Here is an 18,833-nt window from a genome sequence, read left to right as displayed (position 1 = left end):
TCGGCGAAAAATTGCGACAAACTGAGGCGTTAGCCCTGCAGAATGCGCGCGGCCTCAGGTGCAAAGTAGGTCAGGATGCCATCACAGCCCGCGCGTTTGAAGGCCAGCAGGCTTTCCAGCATCACCTTTTTACCATCGATCCAACCGTTCTGCGCAGCCGCCTGAATCATCGCGTATTCGCCCGAGACCTGATAGGCATAGGTCGGCGCGCCGAAACTGTCTTTTACCCGGCGGCAGATATCCAAATAGGGCATCCCCGGCTTGATCATGACCATATCCGCGCCCTCGGTCAGGTCGCGCTCGATCAGGCGCAGGGCCTCGTCCGAGTTGGCCGGGTCCATCTGATAGGTCTTCTTGTCCCCGGTCAGCGCGCCCGAGGCGCCCACCGCATCGCGGAACGGGCCATAGAAGGCGCTGGCATATTTGGCAGCATAACTCAGGATCATCACGTTCTGATGCCCCGCCTCCTCAAGCGCGCTGCGCATCGCGCCGATACGACCATCCATCATGTCCGAGGGGCCGATGATGTCCGCCCCAGCCTCGGCCTGTGCGAGTGTCATCTTCACCAGCGCCTCGACCGTCTGGTCGTTCACAATCTCGCCATCCACAACGTAGCCGTCATGGCCGTTGATGTTGTACGGGTCCAGCGCCACATCGGTCATCACCGCGATATCCGGCGCGGCGGCTTTGATGGCACGGATGGCGCGATTTGACAGGTTGTCGGGGTTCCACGCCTCGGCACAATCCTCGGTCTTCAGGCTGGGATCGGTATAGGGGAAGATACAGATCGCCGGGATGCCAAGGGCTTGCGCCTCGACCGCTGCCTTGGCGATCAGATCGACCGAGCGGCGCACGACGCCAGGCATCGACGGCACGGGTTCTTCGATCCCCTCACCGTCACGCACAAAAACGGGCCAGATGAAATCATCGACGGTCAGGGTGTTTTCGCGTACCAGCCCCCGGATTGCCGGTGATTGACGGGCTCTGCGAAAGCGGGTCAGGGGATAGGGGGCGATGGTCGGTTTCATGGCGCGCTCTCCTTGAACAATTGCGCATTGGGTGGCATGAATTGCCCGTGGTCTCAAGGGTAACAATGGACGCGTCAGTGCGATGAGGGTTCCTGCGGACGGTGAATAAAGGGCTGACGCTTGGACATATACTCTTCGATCTTCGAACTCATCGACATGCGCAGCTTTTCGAATCTGTGGTATTGGATCGGGCTGGCGGTGTTGTGGTCGTCGGTCAGCCATTGGACAATGGGCATTCCCTACGATCTGGTGGTGCGCGCGCGTCGGGTGGGTGGCCAGACTGAACGTGATCTGTTGGATATCGTCCGCATCAACGCGAACCGGTTGCTGTATATCGTTGATGTGTCGGGGCTGGTCATATTGGCGCTGGCGTGTTTCTTCTTTACCGGCCTTGCAACGCTTGGATTTTTCTACGATGTCGAGTTCGCTCAGGCGGTGTTTCTGCTGTTGTTTCCGATGTGTTTCGTCATGGCTGTGAATATCGCGTCGGCGCGCCGGCTGCGCCAACAGGAACCGACGCTTGATACGGTGTCGAAGGCGCTGACCCGGTGCAGGATCTATACCCAGATCATCGGGATGATTTCGATCTTGATCACCTCGCTCTGGGGGATGTACCAGAACTTCTCGATCGGCCTCTTGGGCTGGTAAGCTCGGAAAGGACGCGGCGATGACGGCTCCGAACCACGTAACAGTTGGCGGCGCCCCCGAGGGGTTTGACGCGCAGCTTGTCCTTAACGAGATCGCGCGCTCAGGTGGCCCGGTGTGCCATGTCGCGCGGGACGACAAGCGGATGGAGGCGATGCGCGCCGCGCTGGCCTTCTTTGCACCCGACATGCCGGTCTTTGTCTTTCCGGGTTGGGACTGTCTGCCTTACGACCGGGTGTCGCCCAATGCCGATATCTCGGCCGCGCGGGTAGCGACGCTGGCGGCGCTGGTGCATCAGATGCCGGACCGGTTCGTTCTGCTGACCACGCTGAACGCGGCGACCCAACGCATACCCGCACGCGAGGTGCTGCGCGAAGCGGCGTTTACCGCGCGCGTTAATCACCGCATCGACGAAGAGGCATTGCGCAATTTCTTGGTGCGTATGGGATTTATCCAAAGCCCTACGGTGATGGAGCCCGGTGATTACGCGATCCGCGGCGGCATCATCGATATCTTCCCTCCGGGCGATTCCGGTCCTGTGCGTTTGGACCTGTTCGGAGATGTTTTGGACGGTGTGCGTCGGTTCGATCCGGTGTCTCAGCGCACCACCGAGAAGCTCGAAGTCGTGGAACTGGCTCCGGTCTCCGAGGTCATTCTGGACGACGCGGCGATCACCCGGTTCCGCCAGAATTATCGCATCGAATTCGGCGCAGCAGGCACCGATGATCCGCTGTACGAGGCGGTCAGCGCAGGCCGCAAACATCAGGGCATCGAACACTGGCTGCCGTTCTTCCATGAAAAGCTGGAAACCCTGTTCGATTATCTGCCCGATGCGACGATCTCCGTGGACGATCAGGTGACACCCGCGCGGCTGGCGCGGTGGGACACGATTGCTGATCAGTATGAGACGCGAAAGCTGGCGCTCGAAAACCGATCTCGTATGGATACGGTCTATAAGCCGACGCCGCCCGGATTGCTGTATATGGATGATGCCGCATGGGACGCGGCGGTGGGCGACCGTCGGGTGCTCCAATTCAGTCCTTTGCCGCAGGCCAGCGGACCGGGCGTGATCGACGCGGGTGGGAGGATCGGACGCAATTTCGCTCCCGAACGTCAGCAGGAGAGCATCAGCCTGTTCGGCGCTTTGGCGGCGCATATCACTGACAAGATGGCCAAAGGGCCGGTGCTGATCGCGTCCTACTCCGAAGGCGCGCGGGAACGTTTGACGGGTTTGATTGAAGACGAGGGGTTGGCCGAGGCGATCCCCGTCGCCGACGGCACCCGCGTTGGCAAGCGTGGCCTGCATCTGGCGGTCTGGGCGCTGGAGCACGGGTTCGAGACTCCCGACCTGACGGTCATAGCCGAACAGGACGTTCTGGGCGACCGTTTGATCCGTCAGCCCAAGAAACGCCGCAAGGCTGAAAACTTCCTGACCGAAACCCAGTCGCTGTCCCCCGGCGATCTGGTGGTGCATGTGGATCACGGCATCGGTCGCTACATGGGGATGGAGGTCGTCACCGCCGCGGGTGCCGCCCATGAATGCCTTCTGCTGGAATATGCGGAACAATCCAAGCTGTACCTTCCGGTCGAAAACATCGAGCTGCTGTCAAAATACGGCCATGACGAAGGGTTGCTGGATCGTTTAGGCGGCGGCGCATGGCAGGCCAAGAAGGCCAAGCTGAAAGAGCGCATCCGCGAGATGGCAGACAAGCTGATCCGCATCGCCGCCGAACGCGCATTGCGCAAAGCTCCGGTCATGGACCCACCTCCACACGCGTGGGAAGAGTTCAGCGCGCGCTTCCCCTATCAGGAAACCGACGACCAGTTGCGGGCGATTTCCGAGGTGATGGAGGACATGCACTCTGGCGCGCCGATGGACCGCCTGATCTGCGGCGACGTTGGCTTTGGCAAGACCGAGGTCGCCATGCGCGCCGCCTTTGTCGCGGCAATGTCCGGTGTGCAGGTGGCGGTGATTGCGCCGACAACGCTGTTGGCACGCCAACACGCTGCCTCGTTCAAAGACCGCTTTCGCGGCTTCCCGCTGGAGGTTCGCCAGCTTTCGCGCTTCGTATCGGCGAAAGACGCGCAGCAAACCCGCGACGGGTTGGCGCGCGGGACCGTGGATATCGTGATCGGCACCCATGCGCTGCTGGCCAAGGGGATCCGGTTTCAAAATCTGGGTCTGCTGATCATCGATGAGGAACAGCATTTCGGCGTCGGCCACAAGGAACGCCTGAAACAACTGCGCAGCGACGTGCACGTGCTGACTCTGACCGCCACCCCAATCCCGCGCACATTGCAACTGTCGCTGACAGGGGTGCGCGACCTGTCGATCATCGGCACGCCGCCCATCGACCGTCTGGCGATCCGTACCTATGTCAGCGAGTTCGACGCCGTCACGATCCGCGAGGCGCTGCTGCGCGAGCATTATCGCGGAGGTCAGAGTTTCTACGTGGTCCCACGCATCTCGGACCTGCCCGAGATCGAAGAGTTCCTGAAAGATCAACTGCCGGAACTGACCTATGTCGTGGCGCATGGACAGATGGCGGCGGGTGAACTCGACGACCGGATGAACGCCTTTTACGACGGCAAGTATGATGTCCTGCTGGCCACGACGATTGTGGAAAGTGGGCTGGATATCCCGACCGCGAACACGATGGTTGTGCACCGGGCGGATATGTTCGGTCTTGCTCAGTTGTATCAAATCCGGGGTCGGGTGGGGCGGTCCAAGACCCGCGCTTATGCTTACCTCACCACCAAGCCCCGCGCGCGTCTGACGGCAACAGCCGAAAAACGCCTGCGGGTTCTGGGCTCGCTGGATACTTTGGGGGCGGGCTTTACCTTGGCCAGTCAGGACCTCGATATTCGCGGCGCGGGCAATCTGCTGGGCGAGGAACAGTCGGGCCAGATGCGCGATGTGGGCTATGAGCTTTACCAGTCGATGCTGGAAGAGGCGATTGCCAAGATCAAAGCCGGTGAGATGGAGGGGCTGTCGGATGCCGATGATCAATGGGCGCCGCAGATCAATCTGGGCGTGCCGGTTCTGATCCCCGAAGATTACGTGCCCGATCTGGACGTGCGTCTGGGGCTCTATCGTAGGCTTTCTTCGCTGTCGACCAAGGTCGAACTGGAAGGGTTCGCCGCCGAGCTGATCGACCGCTTCGGCACGCTGCCGAAAGAGGTCAACACCCTGATGCTGGTCGTGCGCATCAAGGCGATGTGCAAACGGGCAGGCATTGCCAAGTTGGATGGCGGACCGAAGGGTGCGACAATCCAGTTCCACAATGACAAGTTTGCCTCGCCGCAGGGACTGGTCGACTTCATTCAGAACCAGCGCGGGCTGGCCAAGGTCAAGGACAACAAGATCGTGGTCCGGCGTGACTGGAAGAAGGACAGCGACAAGATCAAGGGCGCGTTTGCCATCGCTCGCGACCTGGCCGAGAAGGTTGTCGCCGAGAAGAAGAAGGCAAAAACCTAGTCGCCGGTGACAAAGGTGCAAAGCTGCCACTGGCCCGCCTCGGATTTCACGAAAGCGGCGCGATAGCCGACCATCGGGGTCAGAAAATCCGTGTGCATATAGCCGGATGTCCCGTCAGTCAGACGGACGTTCTGGTACGTCTCATCCACCTGATAGTCGGGTACGATCACTACCTCATGGCTGACCAGATCAAGAATGGCCGCGCCCAGCGCGGGGCTTTGACGCAACGAGATATCTGCGGCCGTGACGAAATAGGCGGTGAACGGGTCCACCGAGGCGGGCAGGGCGATGCGCCAGTGGGTCGGCATCCAGAACTCGCCCTGATCGTCAAAATAGCCCGGCTGGGACAGCGTGGTTTCCAAATCCGTCCAGAAGGCATTGCGCAGGTCCTCGGCCTCGTCTCGAAACTCTTCGGCCAGCGTTTCGGGAGGGACCGTCAGGTTAATGCGAAACTCGTCCGGACCTCCTGCGCTACCATGGCTGAGATAGATGTCGTCGCAGGCGGCGGCAACAACGGCATCCGTGTCGCGGGCTTCGATCTTGGTCCGCAGGTCCTCGCGGAATGCCACCAACGAGGGATCGCGATCCGCCTCGTCAATGGGCGAAAAGGTCTGACGCTGGGCAAAGGCCGAACCGGCGATCAGCAGGCCTGCCATCAGCAACGGTGTTCTCATTCAGCGGCCCTCATTGCGGCTTGTGCGCAGAAACAGGACGCACCGACGGCACGGTCGGCACGGGCTAAGGCGAGATCCAGCCGCTGTTTGATTTGCAGGATTTCTACCGTTTCCCCGCGTGCTTTCAGGCAATCATGCAGGCCCTTCAGGCTCCAGACGTTGTCCGGGTGGATCGACGCGCGGCTGAGGGTGCCGCCGAGCCCCAAATCCTCGCGATAGACCTGTTCGGCTTCGTCCGTGTGGCCTTGTTCGAACAGCAGCGCCCCGAGCGCGTGGCGGGTGGGCTGCATCCAGCCCCATGGTTCGTCGTAGGGCAGGGTGTCGTCCAACTCGACCGAGCGGCGCAGATGGGCATAGGCGATCTCATAGTTGCCTTTGCGGTACTCGATCTCACCGCGCAGCATTTCCGTTGCGATCTCCAACAGGTCGATTACGCGGTTGTTGTGCAAGCGGCGGGTCTCGGGCACGCAGGTTTTGGCGGCGAGGAACAATTGTTCCTCGGCCTCGGCCTGCGCCACGTCGTCGGTGGCCGCGTGCGCGATGGCGCGGGCGTAATGTGTGGTCGCGGTGAGCGTGCGGTATAGGTCCGGATCCTCGGGCAGTTCCAGCGCCTTGGCCTCGTCCCAGCGGCCAAAACGGATCAGGATGTGCGGGCCCATGGACATATAGCTTTCGAAATAGTCGGCCATCGGAGGGCTTTCGATCCGCAGCATATCCTCGGGCGTGGTGTCCCAAAGGCCCTGATTGGCACGCAGGGCCGGTTCCATCTGGCCAAGGAACAAAGCCCCGTAGATGGTGAAGTGATAATTGTGCTGACGATAGCCAGTGTAGATGTTGAACGCGCCCTCACGCTCATAATATTTCAGATCGGCGACCGAGGCCTGCGCGTTCCAGTGAACCACGTTCTGATAGTGGCCGCACAGCACGTCGATATGCGTGGGCATATGCACCAGATGCCCCGCATCGGGCACCAAACTGCGCAGGATATCCCCGGCTTTCAGGGCTTTTTCCGGGGTGGGCGACATTTCCATCAGATGGACATAGAGGTGCAGCAGACCAGGATGGGACATGGCGGTCGGGTCGTCGGCCATCGCCGTTTCCAGCGCCTCTTGCGCCTCAAGCGTGGCCGCGCCTTCGGCGGGCTGGCCGGTTTTCAGGTCCCACATCTGCCAAGGGGTCAGGTTCAACAGCGACTCCACGTAGATCGTGCGCAGGTCCAGATCACCCGATTGCTCGGCGAAGGCGGCGCGCATGGCGTCGGCATAGTCGTAATCCCAGCGGTGCATATCCTCGGTCGGGTCCCGCTGGGGGTACCGCGCAGGCAGGGCGCGGATCAGCGCCTGTTCGACCGGCGTGCATCCGTCCAGCAATGCCATCGCGCGCTGCGTCGCGTCATAGGCGGTCGCCAGCGCTTTGGTCTGGCCTTGCTCGTCGCGCAAATCCCAGGGCAGGTTATAGTTCGGCCCCGCCGCATAGGCGACGCCCCAATGGGCCATGGCGCAGTCGGGGTCGTGCTCGGCAGCTTTCTGAAAACAGGCCACGGCCTCGTCATGGTTATAGCCATAGGTCCAGACCAGCCCGCGATTGAACCACAGCTGCGCCTCGGGCGATGCCGTGGTGACGGCACAAGAATATGTGCCCAGATCGTAATAGTCGCTCATGAAGCCCCCTCCCCAAGAATTGGGGGAAGGTTAGCGCGATTCAGGTGGTCTGCACAGATCAGGCGGGCAGTCTGTTTTCGATCCGGCCCATATGCAGCATCAGACCGAAGCCGAGGATGCACATGATCAATATCGCGGTCGTCAGCGGAGTGATCGAGCCGTCGAACAGCAGACCCACAGGGGCTGCGATAGCTGCCGCCAGAACCGTGGCAATCGACCCGATCACCGAGGCTGCCATGCCTGCGATATGGCCCATCGGCTCCATCGCGATGGCGTTCAGGTTGCCCATGGTGATGCCGGCCATAAAGAAGACGGTCGTTTGCCACGTAACGAACAGCGCGAACGAGGCGTCAGGCGACAGCGGGGTCATGTTCAGGACAATGACGCAGCTCGTGATGAGGATTTGTCCACCCAAGGCCCATGTCACCATGCGACGCATACCCACGCGGACCACCAGCGCCGCGTTCAGCAGGCTGGCCGAGCCCGAGATCAGCGCAATGAATCCAAACCAGAACGGAAAGCTTTCGGCCCGGTCGTGGACGACGTCGAAAATGGGTTGCACCATCGTCAGCATGGTGAACAGCAGCCCCATGCAAAGGGTCTGTACAAGGATCGACAGGCGCACGGTGGGGTGGGCGATCATCTCTTGCACCGCGGCGATCATCAGCGGCAACCGGAAGGGGCGACGGTTCTCGGGGGCCAGGGATTCGGGCAGCCGGACGGACATCCAGAGCACGATAATCGACGCAAACAGGATGAACGACACGAAGATGCCGCGCCAACCGACCAGAGCAATAACGCCCGCACCCAGCAGCGGCGCAATCGCCGGGACCAATGTAAAGATCATCATGGCGATCGAGATGATGCGCGCCATCTCGCGTCCCGCAAACAGGTCTCGAATGATTGCCATCGCGACGACGCGCGGACCGGCGGCACCCAGCCCCTGCGCCACGCGCGCAGCCAGCACCAGTTCCAGCGAGGAACTGGCCCATGCAACGGCGGAGGCCAGAATATACAAGGCCACACCGCCATAGATAACCGGTTTGCGCCCCACCGCATCCGAGATTGGTCCGGTGAAGAACGTACCGATCCCCATGCCCAGCACGAAGGATGTCAGGATCAGCTGCGCCTTGTTCAGGTCAGTGGGGCTCAGCTCGGCCCCGATCTCGGGCAGGGCTGGCAGCATGGAATCGATCGAAAAGGCAATCGTGGCGAACATCATCGCGACCAGCGCAATGAACTCGCCCCGTGACATGCGGTTGGTCATGGGAAGCTCCTTCCCGGCAGCGCTATCACGGGGCCGGGTGTCGGACTAGATCAGAAATGCACAGAGGTCTGTGCTATTCTGCAGGGGAGGCCTCAAGTTGAGACATGATGTCGGCGATCACTTTTCCCCACAATTCAGGGGGTTGCGCGCCGGGAACGGCGTGCTGATTGGCGACGATGAAAGTGGGGACCGAGGTTACACCCATCTGCCGGGAATGCGTGTCACGGGTGCGGATATCTTCGCGGTCGGCGTCGGATTTCAGCAGTTTTGAAACGACTGCGGCGTCCATTCCGGCGCCGTCGGCGATGTCGGCCAGAACCTCATGGTCGCCGATATCGCGCGCTTCGACGAAATAGGCATTGAACAGTGCGTCGACCACCGCGTTCTGCTTACCCTCGATCCCGGCCCAGTGGATCAGGCGGTGGGCATCCAGCGTGTTGGGGGTGCGCTTCATCCCCTCGAAATCAATCTTCAGGCCTGCGTTTTCGGCATGCTCCACCACAGGCGCATAGGCGCGGACGGCACCGTCTTTGCCGCCGAATTTGCGCTCAAGGTATTCACGCCGATCCATGCCTGCGTCGGGCATATCGGGGTTCAGCTGGAACGGGTGCCACTCGATCACGAACGGATGGTCCGGGACCTCGGCCAGCGCCTTGTCCAGATGGGTCTTGCCGATATAGCACCACGGGCAGATCGGATCGGACATGATGTCAAGCTTAACGGTCTGTGTCATTCGGACGTCGCCTTGAAATAGGCCGGCAGGGCGCGGCGCAGGAGTTTGCCGTTGCCTCCGGTGGGCAGGGCGGACAGATGAACAAAGGCGCGCGGTTGCTTGTAGCGCGCCAGCTTGGTCTCGACATAGGTCCGCAGGTCGGCTTCGTCCAGCTTTTCCGGGCCGGTATAGAAGGCAGCGATCACGAATGTGTCCTCTTTGACCTCAACCGCGGCAGCACCCACTTGCGTGATGCCGGGATGGTGAGAGAGGGCGGATTCGACCTCGACCGGGGACACGCGATAGCCGCCTGCATTCATCATGTCATCGTCGCGGCCCAGATAGGTGATCTGGCCGTCAGCCGCCATCGCCCCCTGATCGCCGGTCAGGAACCAGTTGCCCTGCATACGGGCGTCGGCCTCGTCTGGCGCGTTCAGATAGGTCAGCATCAGACCGGGGTCGTCGCGGTGGATGGCGATGGTGCCCTCTTGCCCCTGCGGGACCGGGCCGTTTGGTCCAACGATAGCGATCCGTCGCCCGGTTTGCGGCTGGCCTAACGCGTCGCCGCGCGCTGGATGGCCGGGGCTGGAAGAAATGAAGGTCGAGCATTCGGACATGCCATAGGCCTCGAATAGTTCGGTGCCGGTGGTTTGCATCCAAAGCTCATGCAGATGGCGCGAGAGCTTCTCGCCCGCGCTGAGGCCGTGGCGCAGGGTAGGCAGGCTGAGGCGTCCGGGGTTTTGCAGCATCTTGCGATAGACGCCGGGTGCGGCGGCGAAGATCGTGGCATTATGCTGGTTCAGTAGCCCGGGCAGGGCCGCGATATCTGTGCCGGGTTCAGGGATCAGAGCCGTTGCACCCATGGTCCACGGGTCCATCAACCCGGTGCCCAGCGTATAAGTCCAGTTGAACGCGCCCGCATGGCACAGCCGATCCGTTGGCGTCAGGCCATACCAGCCGTCGATCATCATCTGTCGCGCCCAGATCGCCCGGTGCGCATGGGCCACGGCGCGGGGCTTGCCCGAGGTGCCCGAGGTGTAGACTACATAGGCCAGCCGGTCGGGGTCTCCCATCTCGAAGCGGGCCGGGGGCAGGCGGCGCATCTCGGTCAGATCGAACAGAGTGATCTGACGCGGATGCGGGGCGCAGGACACGTCCGGGTCGCGCAAGATGGCGGCCGGGTCGAGGTCATGCAGGATGCCCGCCGTCTCGGCCTCGGTCAGTTGTGACGAAGTTGGGACTGGTACCAACCCGACGGCAATGGCACCTAGATAGGCAATCGGGAAATCGACCGTATTGCCCAGCCGCATCAGCACGATGTCTCCGGGCGTCAGACCTGCCTGAAGCAACCCGGTTCCGGTGCCAAGGATTGCAGCCTCAAGCTGGGCATAGGTCCAATCCTGCGCAGATTCCGCACCAAGAACCGACAGGGCCGTCTTGTCGGCGTGATCATTGGCATGGCGCAGAACATGCGCGGCCAGATTGAACGGGCTGGGGCAGGGCGCGAAAGGCCCCTGATCAAAGATCGACAACATGGTCAAACGGCTACCGCCGGGCGCGGCGCGTTGCAAGCCGGGCGGGCTGGCCCTATAGAAAGAGCCATGAGCACGAACGACCACAAATCCATTGTCCGCATTGCCCGTGACAACGGCAACAGCAGCGAACTTGAGCCCGTCGATCTGGGGGCTCGCGTACGTGAGCTGCGCAAGGCACGCAAATGGACGTTGGAGCAGGCGGCCACGCAGGCCGGGCTCGCACGGTCGACGTTCAGCAAGATCGAGAACGGGCAGATGTCTCCGACCTATGACGCGCTGAAGAAGCTGGCAACGGGGTTGGAGATTTCCGTGCCGCAGCTGTTCACGCCGCCGCAGCGTGATCAGGTCATCGGGCGTATGGCAGTGACTAAGATGGGCGAGGGTGCGGCTCATGCAACCACCACTTACGAGCATGAGCTGCTGGCGGAAACACTGACCAAAAAGCAGATGCTGCCCTATCGCGCCCGGGTGCGCGCGCGATCCATGGAGGAATTCGACGGCTGGGTCCGCCATGACGGCGAGGAGTTTCTATATGTCCTGACCGGCGTGGTGCGCCTGTTCACCGAGTTCTATGAACCCGTCGAAATGCGTCGGGGTGACAGCGCCTATTACGATGGAAGCATGGGGCACAATGTCATTTCGGTCAGTGACGAGGACGCGACAATCCTGTGGGTGACATCACTTACGTAACGCCTGGTTGGCCTCGCGGTTCAGCCCTTCGGTGAACAAAAAATCCTCGAGCTCTTCGCGCGCTTCGTTCACCGTAAGATGATGACGCTCGGCCAGATAGGCCTCGAACTGTTTGCGATTTTCGCCAACGCGCGCCATATCCCTGTCGCGCAGGTTCGGGAACCTGCGTTTCGCACGCGCATAAGACGCGCCCCAATCTTGCGTCAGATCAGCCCAGTTTAGCATCTGCGAGCCTTCCTTTGTTCGGGTTTCAGGACTGCTCTCCCCCAAGTCAGCCTACGGAGGTGGGCGCGATGCTGCGGACATGACAAAATGTCGCAGGCTGTCGTTGGGTCAATCTGGCACGAAAAAACCCGCTGCGGCGAAACCGCAACGGGCAGACGGACCTGCTGTTAAGTGAGTGGCGGCCGGTCCGTTATTCCTCTGGCTTGAACAGCCAGTTCAGTAAAACATGCCCGATAAATACAGCAATTAGCTGCATTAAGATAAACATCGGGATATGAGCAGGGTATATCCCGGCAAACGTGTCCGTAAAGCCTCTTGCGATGGTCACTGCCGGATTCGCAAAACTTGTGGACGATGTGTACCAGTAGGCGCCCGTGATGTAGAGACCCACAAGGGCTGGTACTGTGTCCGGTTTGTGCCGAATTCCGCCGAAAATCACGAATAGAAGGCCCAGCGTCGCGATGATTTCGGAAAACCATTGGTGCGACCCGGTGCGGTGCAGGGTTTCCGAGGTCTGCAGAATCGGCAGGTCGAACATATAGTGGCTGGCCCAGACACCGGCGATCCCGCCTGCGATCTGCACCAGCATGTAGGGTGCCACGGCGCGCCATGGGTGTTCGCCGCGCAGTGCAAAGGCCAGTGTCACCGCCGGGTTGAAATGCGCGCCCGAAACGGGCCCAAGCGTGGTGATGATCGCATAGAGCATACAGCCCGTCGCAATTGCATTGGCCAGCAGCGCCAGCGCGATGTTGTCGCCTGCCAGCGTCTGGGCCATGATTCCTGAGCCCACGACGCCGATCAGCAGGAATGCGGTGCCGAGGAATTCGGCGAAGTATTGGCGAGCGGTCATTTGATGTCTCCGATACGTCTGAGCTGCGCGGTCAGTGCGCCGCTGTCCATGGTCTCGATGGGCAGAGCCAGCAACGCCTCGGCGCGGCGGCCCAGAACGTCATATGCGGTGCGAAAAGCACCGTCCCACTCGGGTTCGGCGGCTGCTGCGGGATCTTCGACGCCCCAATGGGCGCGGACCGGTGCGCCGGGCCAGATGGGGCAGGTTTCCTCGGCCGCTGATCCGCAGACGGTGATCACCATGTCCATCTTTGGTGCGTCATCTGCCGCGAATTCGTCCCAGCTTTTCGAACGAGCATCACGCACATCATGGCCTTCGCCGCCCAGAAGGGTCAGGGATTGCGGATGCACCTTGCCGGTCGGGTTCGATCCGGCCGAATAGGCGCGCACCCGTCCGTCACCGGTATGGTTGAAGATCGATTCCAGCAGTATCGACCGGGCAGAGTTGCCCGTGCACAGAACCAGTATGTTCATCAGAGATGTCCTTGGGTTGGTCGCGGGTCAGTCGGCCATGCGGCCAATATCGTCGACGTGATGTTGGAGCGAGATACGGTCGAGCGTCTCGAACGGCAGGCTCGCGAAGGCGGTGATGCGGTTTCGCAGCAGGCCATAGGCTTGCTGAAACGCCAGCTGCTTCTGCGCCTCGGTGCCCTCGGCCTTGACCGGGTCGGGCAGGCCCCAATGGGCGCTCATCGGCTGGCCGGGCCATGCGGGGCAGGCCTCATTCGCGGCGTGATCGCAGACGGTGAAGACAAAGTCCATCTTTGGCGCGCCATCGGCGGCGAACTCCTCTACGGATTTCGAGCGTAGATCAGAGATGTCGTAGTCTTTCTGCTGCAGCAACTCCAACACGGTCGGGTTCGGCCCAGCCGAGGGTGCCGTTCCCGCCGAGAAGGCGCGGAACATTCCGTTACCCGCGTTGTTCAGAATGGCCTCGGCCATGATCGAACGGGCCGAGTTGCCGGTGCAGATGAAGAGGGCATTCATAACGCGGTCTGGATTGGTCATGAGAGGGTCCTCGGACGGTTGCAGGCACAGATCGGGGCGGTTCTGACAGCACTCTCCGAGCAGGCCATCGAACAACCCCCGGACGGCGGGCAAGTTGGCGGTGTACTGCAATGACGTGCCTGTGCGGCTCTGTTCGATCAGACCCGCAGCCTTAAGCGCGTTGAGATATGTTGAGGTTGTATTGGCCTTCAGCGCCAACGCCTCGGCAATCTGTCCCGCCGGGACGGAATCCGGGTAGCGGCGCATCAGCAGCCGGAACAGGTCCAGCCGTTTAGGGTGCGCCAACGCGCCCAGTCTGTCGTGAATCGCTATTTCCATATTTCATGAAATATGGAAATAGAGGATGCGCGTCAATCCTGATACCACCAGACCTGAGGCATATATTCCGGACCGTCGCCATAGATCGGTAGGGTTTCGGGCTGCTTCAGTTCCTTGGCATGGGCGATGCGCCCGACATCGAAGCTCCAGATCGGGATGACATAGCGCCCGGCGGTCAAGACCCGGTCTAGCGCGCGGGTCGCGGCGACGAAATCCTCATGGCTTTCCGAGGCCAGCATCGCGTCGATCAACCCGTCGACCGCGGGCGAGGTGACGCCCATCAGGTTCCGGGTGCCGGGCGTATCGGCATTCTCGCTGCCCCAATACAGCCGCTGTTCGTTGCCCGGCGATAGAGACAGGGCGCGGCGGAAGATGGTCATGTCGAAATCCAGCTCGGACGTGCGCCCGGTATATTGCGCGCTGTCGACCTGTTCGATTGTCACCGCGATCCCCAGACGCTCTAGCGCGCGGGTGTAGATTTCCATCGCTGTCATGTTGTCGGTATCGCCCTGCGGCAGCAGGACTGTGATGGTGAATGGCTCACCCTTATCATTGCGCAAGACGCCATCCTGAATGGTCCAGCCTGCTTCGGCCAGCAGTTTTGTGGCCTTTCGGATGTTGGCGCGGTTGCGAGCAGATCCATCCCCTGCAGGCGGGGTGTAGCCTTCCAGCGTGCCCGGCGGAAGGTCGGCGGCGTAAGGTTCCAGAAGTTCCGCAACCCGGCCCGTGGCTGGCCCTGGCTGCATCGCCAGATCAGAGCCTGAGAAATACGAGGTGATCCGGGGCTGCGCGCCGCCAGTGATGGTGTCGTTGATGAACTCGAAATTGAAGGCCAGCGTCAGCGCTTCGCGCACGCGCCAGTCATTGAAGGGGGCCTTACGCGTGTTCATGACATAGCCGGTCATGCCCGAGGGCTTGCCGTGTGGGATCTCGGTCTTGACCACATCACCCCGCTGGACGGCGGGGAAGCCATACTGGGTGTCCCATTTGTCAGCGTTGAACTCGCGCACGGCGGTCAGCTCGCCGGCTTTGAACGCCTCGAACAGGACGGTACCGTCGCCGTAGAATTCGATCCGCATTTCATCGAGGTTCATGGTCCCCTTGCGGAACGGGATATCCGCACCCCAATAGTCGGGGTTGCGGCGCAGGGTGACATAGCGCCCGGCCTCGTAGTCATCGACAACGTAGGGCCCGCTGCCGATGGGAATGTCGTGCAGCGGGGCTTCGGCGAAATCTTTCCCCTCCCACTGTGCTTTCTGCAGGATCGGGCGCATCCCGGCGATCAGCGCCAGTTCGCGGTCGGGTTCGTTGAAGGTGATGCGCACGCTGCGCGGGCCCGTCTGTTCGATGCTGTCGATCTTGCCCCACAGCCCGCGATAGCGCAGGTGCCCTTCGGTACCCAGCGTCTCATACGACCAGATCACATCGTCGATTGTTACGGGCGTTCCATCCGAGAAAGCCGCGTTTTCACGGAGGGTAAATTCGACCCAGGAACGGTCATCCGCAGTCTCAACTGATTCGGCTAACAACCCGTAAAGAGTGAAAGGTTCGTCCCAGGACCGGCCCATCAGGCTTTCATGGGTCCAAAATCGCAGCTGCCAAGGCGAGGTGCCTTTTTGCACAAACGGGTTCAGGCTGTTATAGCCGCCGGTGTTTCCGAACACGACTTTGCCGCCTTTGGGGGCATCCGCATTTGCATAGGGCAGCGACACAAAATCCGGTGGTAGGGCCGGGTCACCATACATAGCTATGCCATGAGCCGATTCTGCCGACGCCCATGAGGCGGCAAAAACGCAGGTGATTCCCGTGATCACGGGGCGAAGCGGGCGGAGATAATCGGGGCTCATTTTGGAAACAATCCTGCTCTGGCCTTATTTTGTTTGGGATTCACCGTAGCCATGATTTTTCATATTATCAAACTTTTAGCTTGGACGGAGGCGCGGAATTGCTTATAAAGGATGCACTGCTCGATAGGTTTCTTGCCTGTATGAAACCTGCCTCAATAACTTAACGCCCGCTTCGTGCGGGCGTTTTTTTTGTGCGCATTTTGTCCGGGTAGCAGGCCATTGCTCATTCCCCGTTTTCTTTGCAGGTGCAGCATGTCACTGTGCTGGCGGGACGCATATCAGAGGGAGAGCGGTCATGAGTCTGGCGGGCAAAACGGCCATCATTACGGGATCGAATTCAGGGATCGGGCTGGGCATCGCGCGCGAGCTGGCAAAGGCCGGGGCGGATGTGGTGTTGAACTCGTTCACTGACCGGGACGAGGATCACGCGCTGGCCGCCCAGATCGGGCAAGAGACCGGGACAAACGCGCGCTACATCAAGGCGGATATGTCCAAGGGCGATGAATGCCGCACGCTCATCGAACAGGCGGGGGCTTGTGATATTCTGGTGAACAACGCCGGCATCCAGCATGTGTCACCCATCGATCAGTTTCCGGCCGATAAATGGGATGCGATCATTGCGATCAACATGAACTCGGCCTTTCATACCATGGCGGCGGCGCTACCGATGATGCGGCAGGCAGGGTGGGGGCGGATCGTGAATATCGCCTCGGCCCACGGTCTGACGGCCTCACCCTTCAAGGCCGCCTATATCGCGGCGAAGCATGGTGTGGTGGGCATGACCAAAAGCGTCGCGCTTGAGACCGCGCAAGAGCCGATCACCTGCAATGCGATCTGTCCGGGTTATGTCCTGACGCCGCTGGTGGATGCGCAGATCCCGAATACGATGAAGGAATACAACATGAGCCGTGAAGAGGTCGTGAAGAACGTCCTGCTGGAACGGCAACCGTCGAAGGAGTTCGCCACGGTTGAACAGTTGGGCGGGACGACGGTGTTTTTGTGCTCGGACGCGGCGGCGCAGATTACCGGGACGACCATTTCGGTCGATGGGGGCTGGACGGCGTTGTAAGGTTTCATGGGGGCTCTGCCCCCATACCCCCGAAGTATTTTTGAACAGAAGAAGGTGTGGGCCGTGAAGAGGATCAATCTGGCGTTGCAGGGTGGCGGGACGCATGGGGCGTTTACCTGGGGCGTGCTGGATCGGCTGCTGGATGAAGAGGATATCGAGGTCGCGGCGATCACCGGGACTTCGGCCGGGGCGTTGAATGGCGCGGCGTTCAAGTCGGGGATGGTGCGGGATGGGCGCGCTGGTGCGCGTGAATGTCTGGACGGGCTGTGGCGGCGCATGGGATCGGTGGAGGATACGCGGATCGCTGATTGGATGCGTGGAATTGAGCCCGGCCATATTGCGCGGGCGCTGGAGTATTCTTTGCCGGTCGCTATGGCCGATGCGTGGTCGCGGCTGGTGTCGCCCTATGCGTATGGGCCGTTTTATCGAAACCCGTTGGCCTCGGTGGTGGATCGGTTCGATTTTGATGAGATTTGTGCCGAGGAAGGACCTGCGCTGTTTGTCGGTGCGACCTGCGTGCGTAGCGGTAAGATACGGGTTTTCACTGGGGGCGAGATTTCCACGGATGCGATTCTGGCTTCGGCCTGTTTGCCGAACCTGTTTCAGGCGGTTGAGATATATGATCCCAAATCAGGCCGGACCGAGGCTTATTGGGATGGCGGTTATACCGGGAACCCGGCGCTGTATCCGTTGTTCAACGGGGGTTTGCCCGATGATGTGGTGATCGTGAACATCAATCCACTAGAGCGGGACGAAGTACCCAAAACCCCGCAGCAAATTCAGAACCGGATCAATGAGATCAGCTTTAACTCATCGCTGTTCCGCGAGCTGCGGGCGATCAGTTTCGTGCAGCGTTTGCTGGCCGAAGGCAAGCTGAAGGCGGGCGAGATGAGCCGGGTTCTGGTACATATGATCGCCGATGATGCGCTGATGAACGACCTGTCGGCTGTGACCAAGACCGTGCCGAACCCTGTGGTGCTGAACCGGTTGAAGCAGGCCGGGCAGGCGGCTGCGCATCAGTTCCTGCGCGATCACAAATCCGATCTGGGCGCGCGCAGCACGGTCGATCTGCCGGCGATGTTCGGGTGATTACTCGGGCGGCTGGGTTGGGTCTTTTTCATTCGGATAGACCAGCCCGGCGGAAATCACCAGCTTGGCAGCCTCTTCGATCGTCATGTCCAGCAGGATGACATCTTCGGCCGGGAAGAACAGCAGAAAGCCCGATGTGGGGTTCGGCGTGGTGGGAACAAAGACGCCCAGCAGTTCGCCCCCGGTTTCAGCGCGCTGGCTGACCTCGCCCTTGGCAGTGGTCGAGACGAAGCCGATGGCCCAGATGCCCCGGCGCGGGTATTGGATCAGGCAGGCCTTTTCAAAGGATCGCTCGGTCTGGGCGAAAACCGTTTCCGATATCTGCTTGATCCCGGAATAGACCGACCGCACGACCGGCATCCGGTCGACCACGCTTTCGGCGAAGTGGATCAGCGAGCGGCCGAGGATGCCCTTGGCGATCCAGCCGACGATGATGGTGAAGATCAGGAAGATGACGACACCCACGCCGCGCAGGTTGATGCCCACATATTCCGAAGGCTGGAATTGCTGCGGGATGAGCGGCAGGACGGCGCTGTCGATCCAGCCGACGACCGACCAGATAAGCCAGATCGTCAGCCATACCGGCGCAATGACGACGATCCCGGTCAGAAACGACGCCCGCAGGCCCGAGAACAGGCCCGGGCGGCGGTTTGGCTCTTCGTCAAAGGGTGTGTTCATCGCTGTTCCGAGTGGCTTGCCCGTGTAGTTAGGCAGTTTTTCGTGCCGTTACAATAGGCT

The 18,833-nt window shown here is 61.0% G+C and carries 17 protein-coding genes; 5 read left to right on the top strand and 12 right to left on the bottom strand.

Going from position 1 to position 18,833, the window contains the following annotated elements:
- Positions 1-29 precede the first annotated feature (29 nt).
- Positions 30-1,028: a porphobilinogen synthase gene (hemB, locus tag ACR0J1_RS12455; RefSeq protein ID WP_480733137.1), complete on the bottom strand. Its 999-nt coding sequence runs from the start codon at positions 1,026-1,028 to the stop codon at positions 30-32.
- Positions 1,029-1,148: 120 nt separating this feature from the next.
- Between hemB and ACR0J1_RS12450 the strand changes: the two genes are divergently transcribed.
- Positions 1,149-1,676, top strand: a complete 528-nt coding sequence (locus tag ACR0J1_RS12450) for a component of SufBCD complex (protein ID WP_480733136.1) — start codon at positions 1,149-1,151, stop codon at positions 1,674-1,676.
- Between the two features lie 19 nt (positions 1,677-1,695).
- Entirely contained in the window at positions 1,696-5,151 is a 3,456-nt protein-coding gene (gene mfd, locus ACR0J1_RS12445) for a transcription-repair coupling factor (RefSeq protein WP_480733135.1), read from the top strand.
- On the opposite strand, the gene ACR0J1_RS12440 is transcribed toward mfd, so the two are convergent.
- The 5 genes from ACR0J1_RS12440 to ACR0J1_RS12420 form a co-directional block, all read right to left on the bottom strand.
- Positions 5,148-5,825, bottom strand: a complete 678-nt coding sequence (locus ACR0J1_RS12440) for an SH3 domain-containing protein (RefSeq protein WP_480733134.1) — start codon at positions 5,823-5,825, stop codon at positions 5,148-5,150. The genes mfd and ACR0J1_RS12440 overlap by 4 nt on opposite strands.
- Positions 5,822-7,486, bottom strand: coding sequence for a tetratricopeptide repeat protein (locus ACR0J1_RS12435; RefSeq protein WP_480733133.1), 1,665 nt, complete (start codon positions 7,484-7,486; stop codon positions 5,822-5,824). Before ACR0J1_RS12435 ends, ACR0J1_RS12440 begins: the two co-directional genes overlap by 4 nt.
- Positions 7,487-7,544: 58 nt before the next feature.
- Positions 7,545-8,753: an MFS transporter gene (locus ACR0J1_RS12430; protein ID WP_480733132.1), complete on the bottom strand. Its 1,209-nt coding sequence runs from the start codon at positions 8,751-8,753 to the stop codon at positions 7,545-7,547.
- 73 nt (positions 8,754-8,826) lie between these two features.
- The gene (locus ACR0J1_RS12425) at positions 8,827-9,486 is read right to left on the bottom strand and encodes a DsbA family oxidoreductase (RefSeq protein WP_480733131.1); all 660 of its coding nucleotides are present in this window, start codon (positions 9,484-9,486) and stop codon (positions 8,827-8,829) included.
- Complete coding sequence (locus tag ACR0J1_RS12420) at positions 9,483-11,000, bottom strand: class I adenylate-forming enzyme family protein (protein ID WP_480733130.1); 1,518 nt, start codon at positions 10,998-11,000, stop codon at positions 9,483-9,485. The genes ACR0J1_RS12425 and ACR0J1_RS12420 overlap by 4 nt, the downstream gene beginning before the upstream one ends.
- 66 nt (positions 11,001-11,066) lie before the next feature.
- Between ACR0J1_RS12420 and ACR0J1_RS12415 the strand changes: the two genes are divergently transcribed.
- Positions 11,067-11,690 carry a helix-turn-helix domain-containing protein gene (locus tag ACR0J1_RS12415; RefSeq protein ID WP_480733129.1) on the top strand — a complete coding sequence of 208 codons (624 nt, stop codon included), beginning with the start codon at positions 11,067-11,069 and terminating at the stop codon, positions 11,688-11,690.
- On the opposite strand, the gene ACR0J1_RS12410 is transcribed toward ACR0J1_RS12415, so the two are convergent.
- The 5 genes from ACR0J1_RS12410 to ACR0J1_RS12390 all read right to left on the bottom strand — a co-directional run bounded on the left by ACR0J1_RS12410 (position 11,679) and on the right by ACR0J1_RS12390 (position 15,937).
- Complete coding sequence (locus ACR0J1_RS12410; protein ID WP_480733128.1) at positions 11,679-11,915, bottom strand: hypothetical protein; 237 nt, start codon at positions 11,913-11,915, stop codon at positions 11,679-11,681. The two genes, ACR0J1_RS12415 and ACR0J1_RS12410, sit on opposite strands and share 12 nt — an antisense overlap.
- Positions 11,916-12,105: 190 nt before the next feature.
- Positions 12,106-12,765, bottom strand: coding sequence for an aquaporin (locus ACR0J1_RS12405; protein ID WP_480733127.1), 660 nt, complete (start codon positions 12,763-12,765; stop codon positions 12,106-12,108).
- On the bottom strand, positions 12,762-13,238 hold the full coding sequence (locus ACR0J1_RS12400; protein WP_480733126.1) for an arsenate reductase ArsC: 477 nt from the start codon (positions 13,236-13,238) through the stop codon (positions 12,762-12,764). The genes ACR0J1_RS12405 and ACR0J1_RS12400 overlap by 4 nt, the downstream gene beginning before the upstream one ends.
- A 27-nt stretch (positions 13,239-13,265) precedes the next feature.
- A complete protein-coding gene (locus tag ACR0J1_RS12395; protein WP_480733125.1) occupies positions 13,266-14,090 on the bottom strand; it encodes an arsenate reductase/protein-tyrosine-phosphatase family protein in 825 nt (274 codons plus the stop codon).
- Between the two features lie 32 nt (positions 14,091-14,122).
- Positions 14,123-15,937 carry an extracellular solute-binding protein gene (locus tag ACR0J1_RS12390; RefSeq protein WP_480733124.1) on the bottom strand — a complete coding sequence of 605 codons (1,815 nt, stop codon included), beginning with the start codon at positions 15,935-15,937 and terminating at the stop codon, positions 14,123-14,125.
- 295 nt (positions 15,938-16,232) lie between these two features.
- On the opposite strand from ACR0J1_RS12390, the gene ACR0J1_RS12385 reads away from it, so the two are divergent.
- Both ACR0J1_RS12385 and ACR0J1_RS12380 read left to right on the top strand, forming a co-directional pair.
- Complete coding sequence (locus tag ACR0J1_RS12385) at positions 16,233-17,006, top strand: 3-hydroxybutyrate dehydrogenase (RefSeq protein ID WP_480733123.1); 774 nt, start codon at positions 16,233-16,235, stop codon at positions 17,004-17,006.
- Between the two features lie 63 nt (positions 17,007-17,069).
- Positions 17,070-18,095: a patatin-like phospholipase family protein gene (locus ACR0J1_RS12380; RefSeq protein WP_480733122.1), complete on the top strand. Its 1,026-nt coding sequence runs from the start codon at positions 17,070-17,072 to the stop codon at positions 18,093-18,095.
- Here ACR0J1_RS12380 and ACR0J1_RS12375 read toward each other — a convergent pair whose 3' ends face one another.
- Positions 18,096-18,773: a DUF502 domain-containing protein gene (locus ACR0J1_RS12375; RefSeq protein ID WP_480733121.1), complete on the bottom strand. Its 678-nt coding sequence runs from the start codon at positions 18,771-18,773 to the stop codon at positions 18,096-18,098.
- Between the last annotated feature and the right edge of the window lie 60 nt (positions 18,774-18,833).

The organism is Ruegeria sp. CJ3, from assembly GCF_056536725.1.
This window is presented reverse-complemented; position numbering and strand designations above follow the sequence as displayed.

Coding starts and splice junctions, on each gene's coding strand:
- ACR0J1_RS12430 (WP_480733132.1), bottom strand. CDS start 8,753: ATGACCAACCGCATGTCACGGGGCGAGTTCATTGCGCTGGTCGCGATG.
- ACR0J1_RS12385 (WP_480733123.1), top strand. CDS start 16,233: ATGAGTCTGGCGGGCAAAACGGCCATCATTACGGGATCGAATTCAGGG.
- ACR0J1_RS12400 (WP_480733126.1), bottom strand. CDS start 13,238: ATGAACATACTGGTTCTGTGCACGGGCAACTCTGCCCGGTCGATACTG.
- ACR0J1_RS12375 (WP_480733121.1), bottom strand. CDS start 18,773: ATGAACACACCCTTTGACGAAGAGCCAAACCGCCGCCCGGGCCTGTTC.
- ACR0J1_RS12410 (WP_480733128.1), bottom strand. CDS start 11,915: ATGCTAAACTGGGCTGATCTGACGCAAGATTGGGGCGCGTCTTATGCG.
- ACR0J1_RS12435 (WP_480733133.1), bottom strand. CDS start 7,486: ATGAGCGACTATTACGATCTGGGCACATATTCTTGTGCCGTCACCACG.
- ACR0J1_RS12425 (WP_480733131.1), bottom strand. CDS start 9,486: ATGACACAGACCGTTAAGCTTGACATCATGTCCGATCCGATCTGCCCG.
- mfd (WP_480733135.1), top strand. CDS start 1,696: ATGACGGCTCCGAACCACGTAACAGTTGGCGGCGCCCCCGAGGGGTTT.
- ACR0J1_RS12440 (WP_480733134.1), bottom strand. CDS start 5,825: ATGAGAACACCGTTGCTGATGGCAGGCCTGCTGATCGCCGGTTCGGCC.
- ACR0J1_RS12420 (WP_480733130.1), bottom strand. CDS start 11,000: ATGTTGTCGATCTTTGATCAGGGGCCTTTCGCGCCCTGCCCCAGCCCG.
- hemB (WP_480733137.1), bottom strand. CDS start 1,028: ATGAAACCGACCATCGCCCCCTATCCCCTGACCCGCTTTCGCAGAGCC.
- ACR0J1_RS12395 (WP_480733125.1), bottom strand. CDS start 14,090: ATGGAAATAGCGATTCACGACAGACTGGGCGCGTTGGCGCACCCTAAA.
- ACR0J1_RS12390 (WP_480733124.1), bottom strand. CDS start 15,937: ATGAGCCCCGATTATCTCCGCCCGCTTCGCCCCGTGATCACGGGAATC.
- ACR0J1_RS12405 (WP_480733127.1), bottom strand. CDS start 12,765: ATGACCGCTCGCCAATACTTCGCCGAATTCCTCGGCACCGCATTCCTG.
- ACR0J1_RS12415 (WP_480733129.1), top strand. CDS start 11,067: ATGAGCACGAACGACCACAAATCCATTGTCCGCATTGCCCGTGACAAC.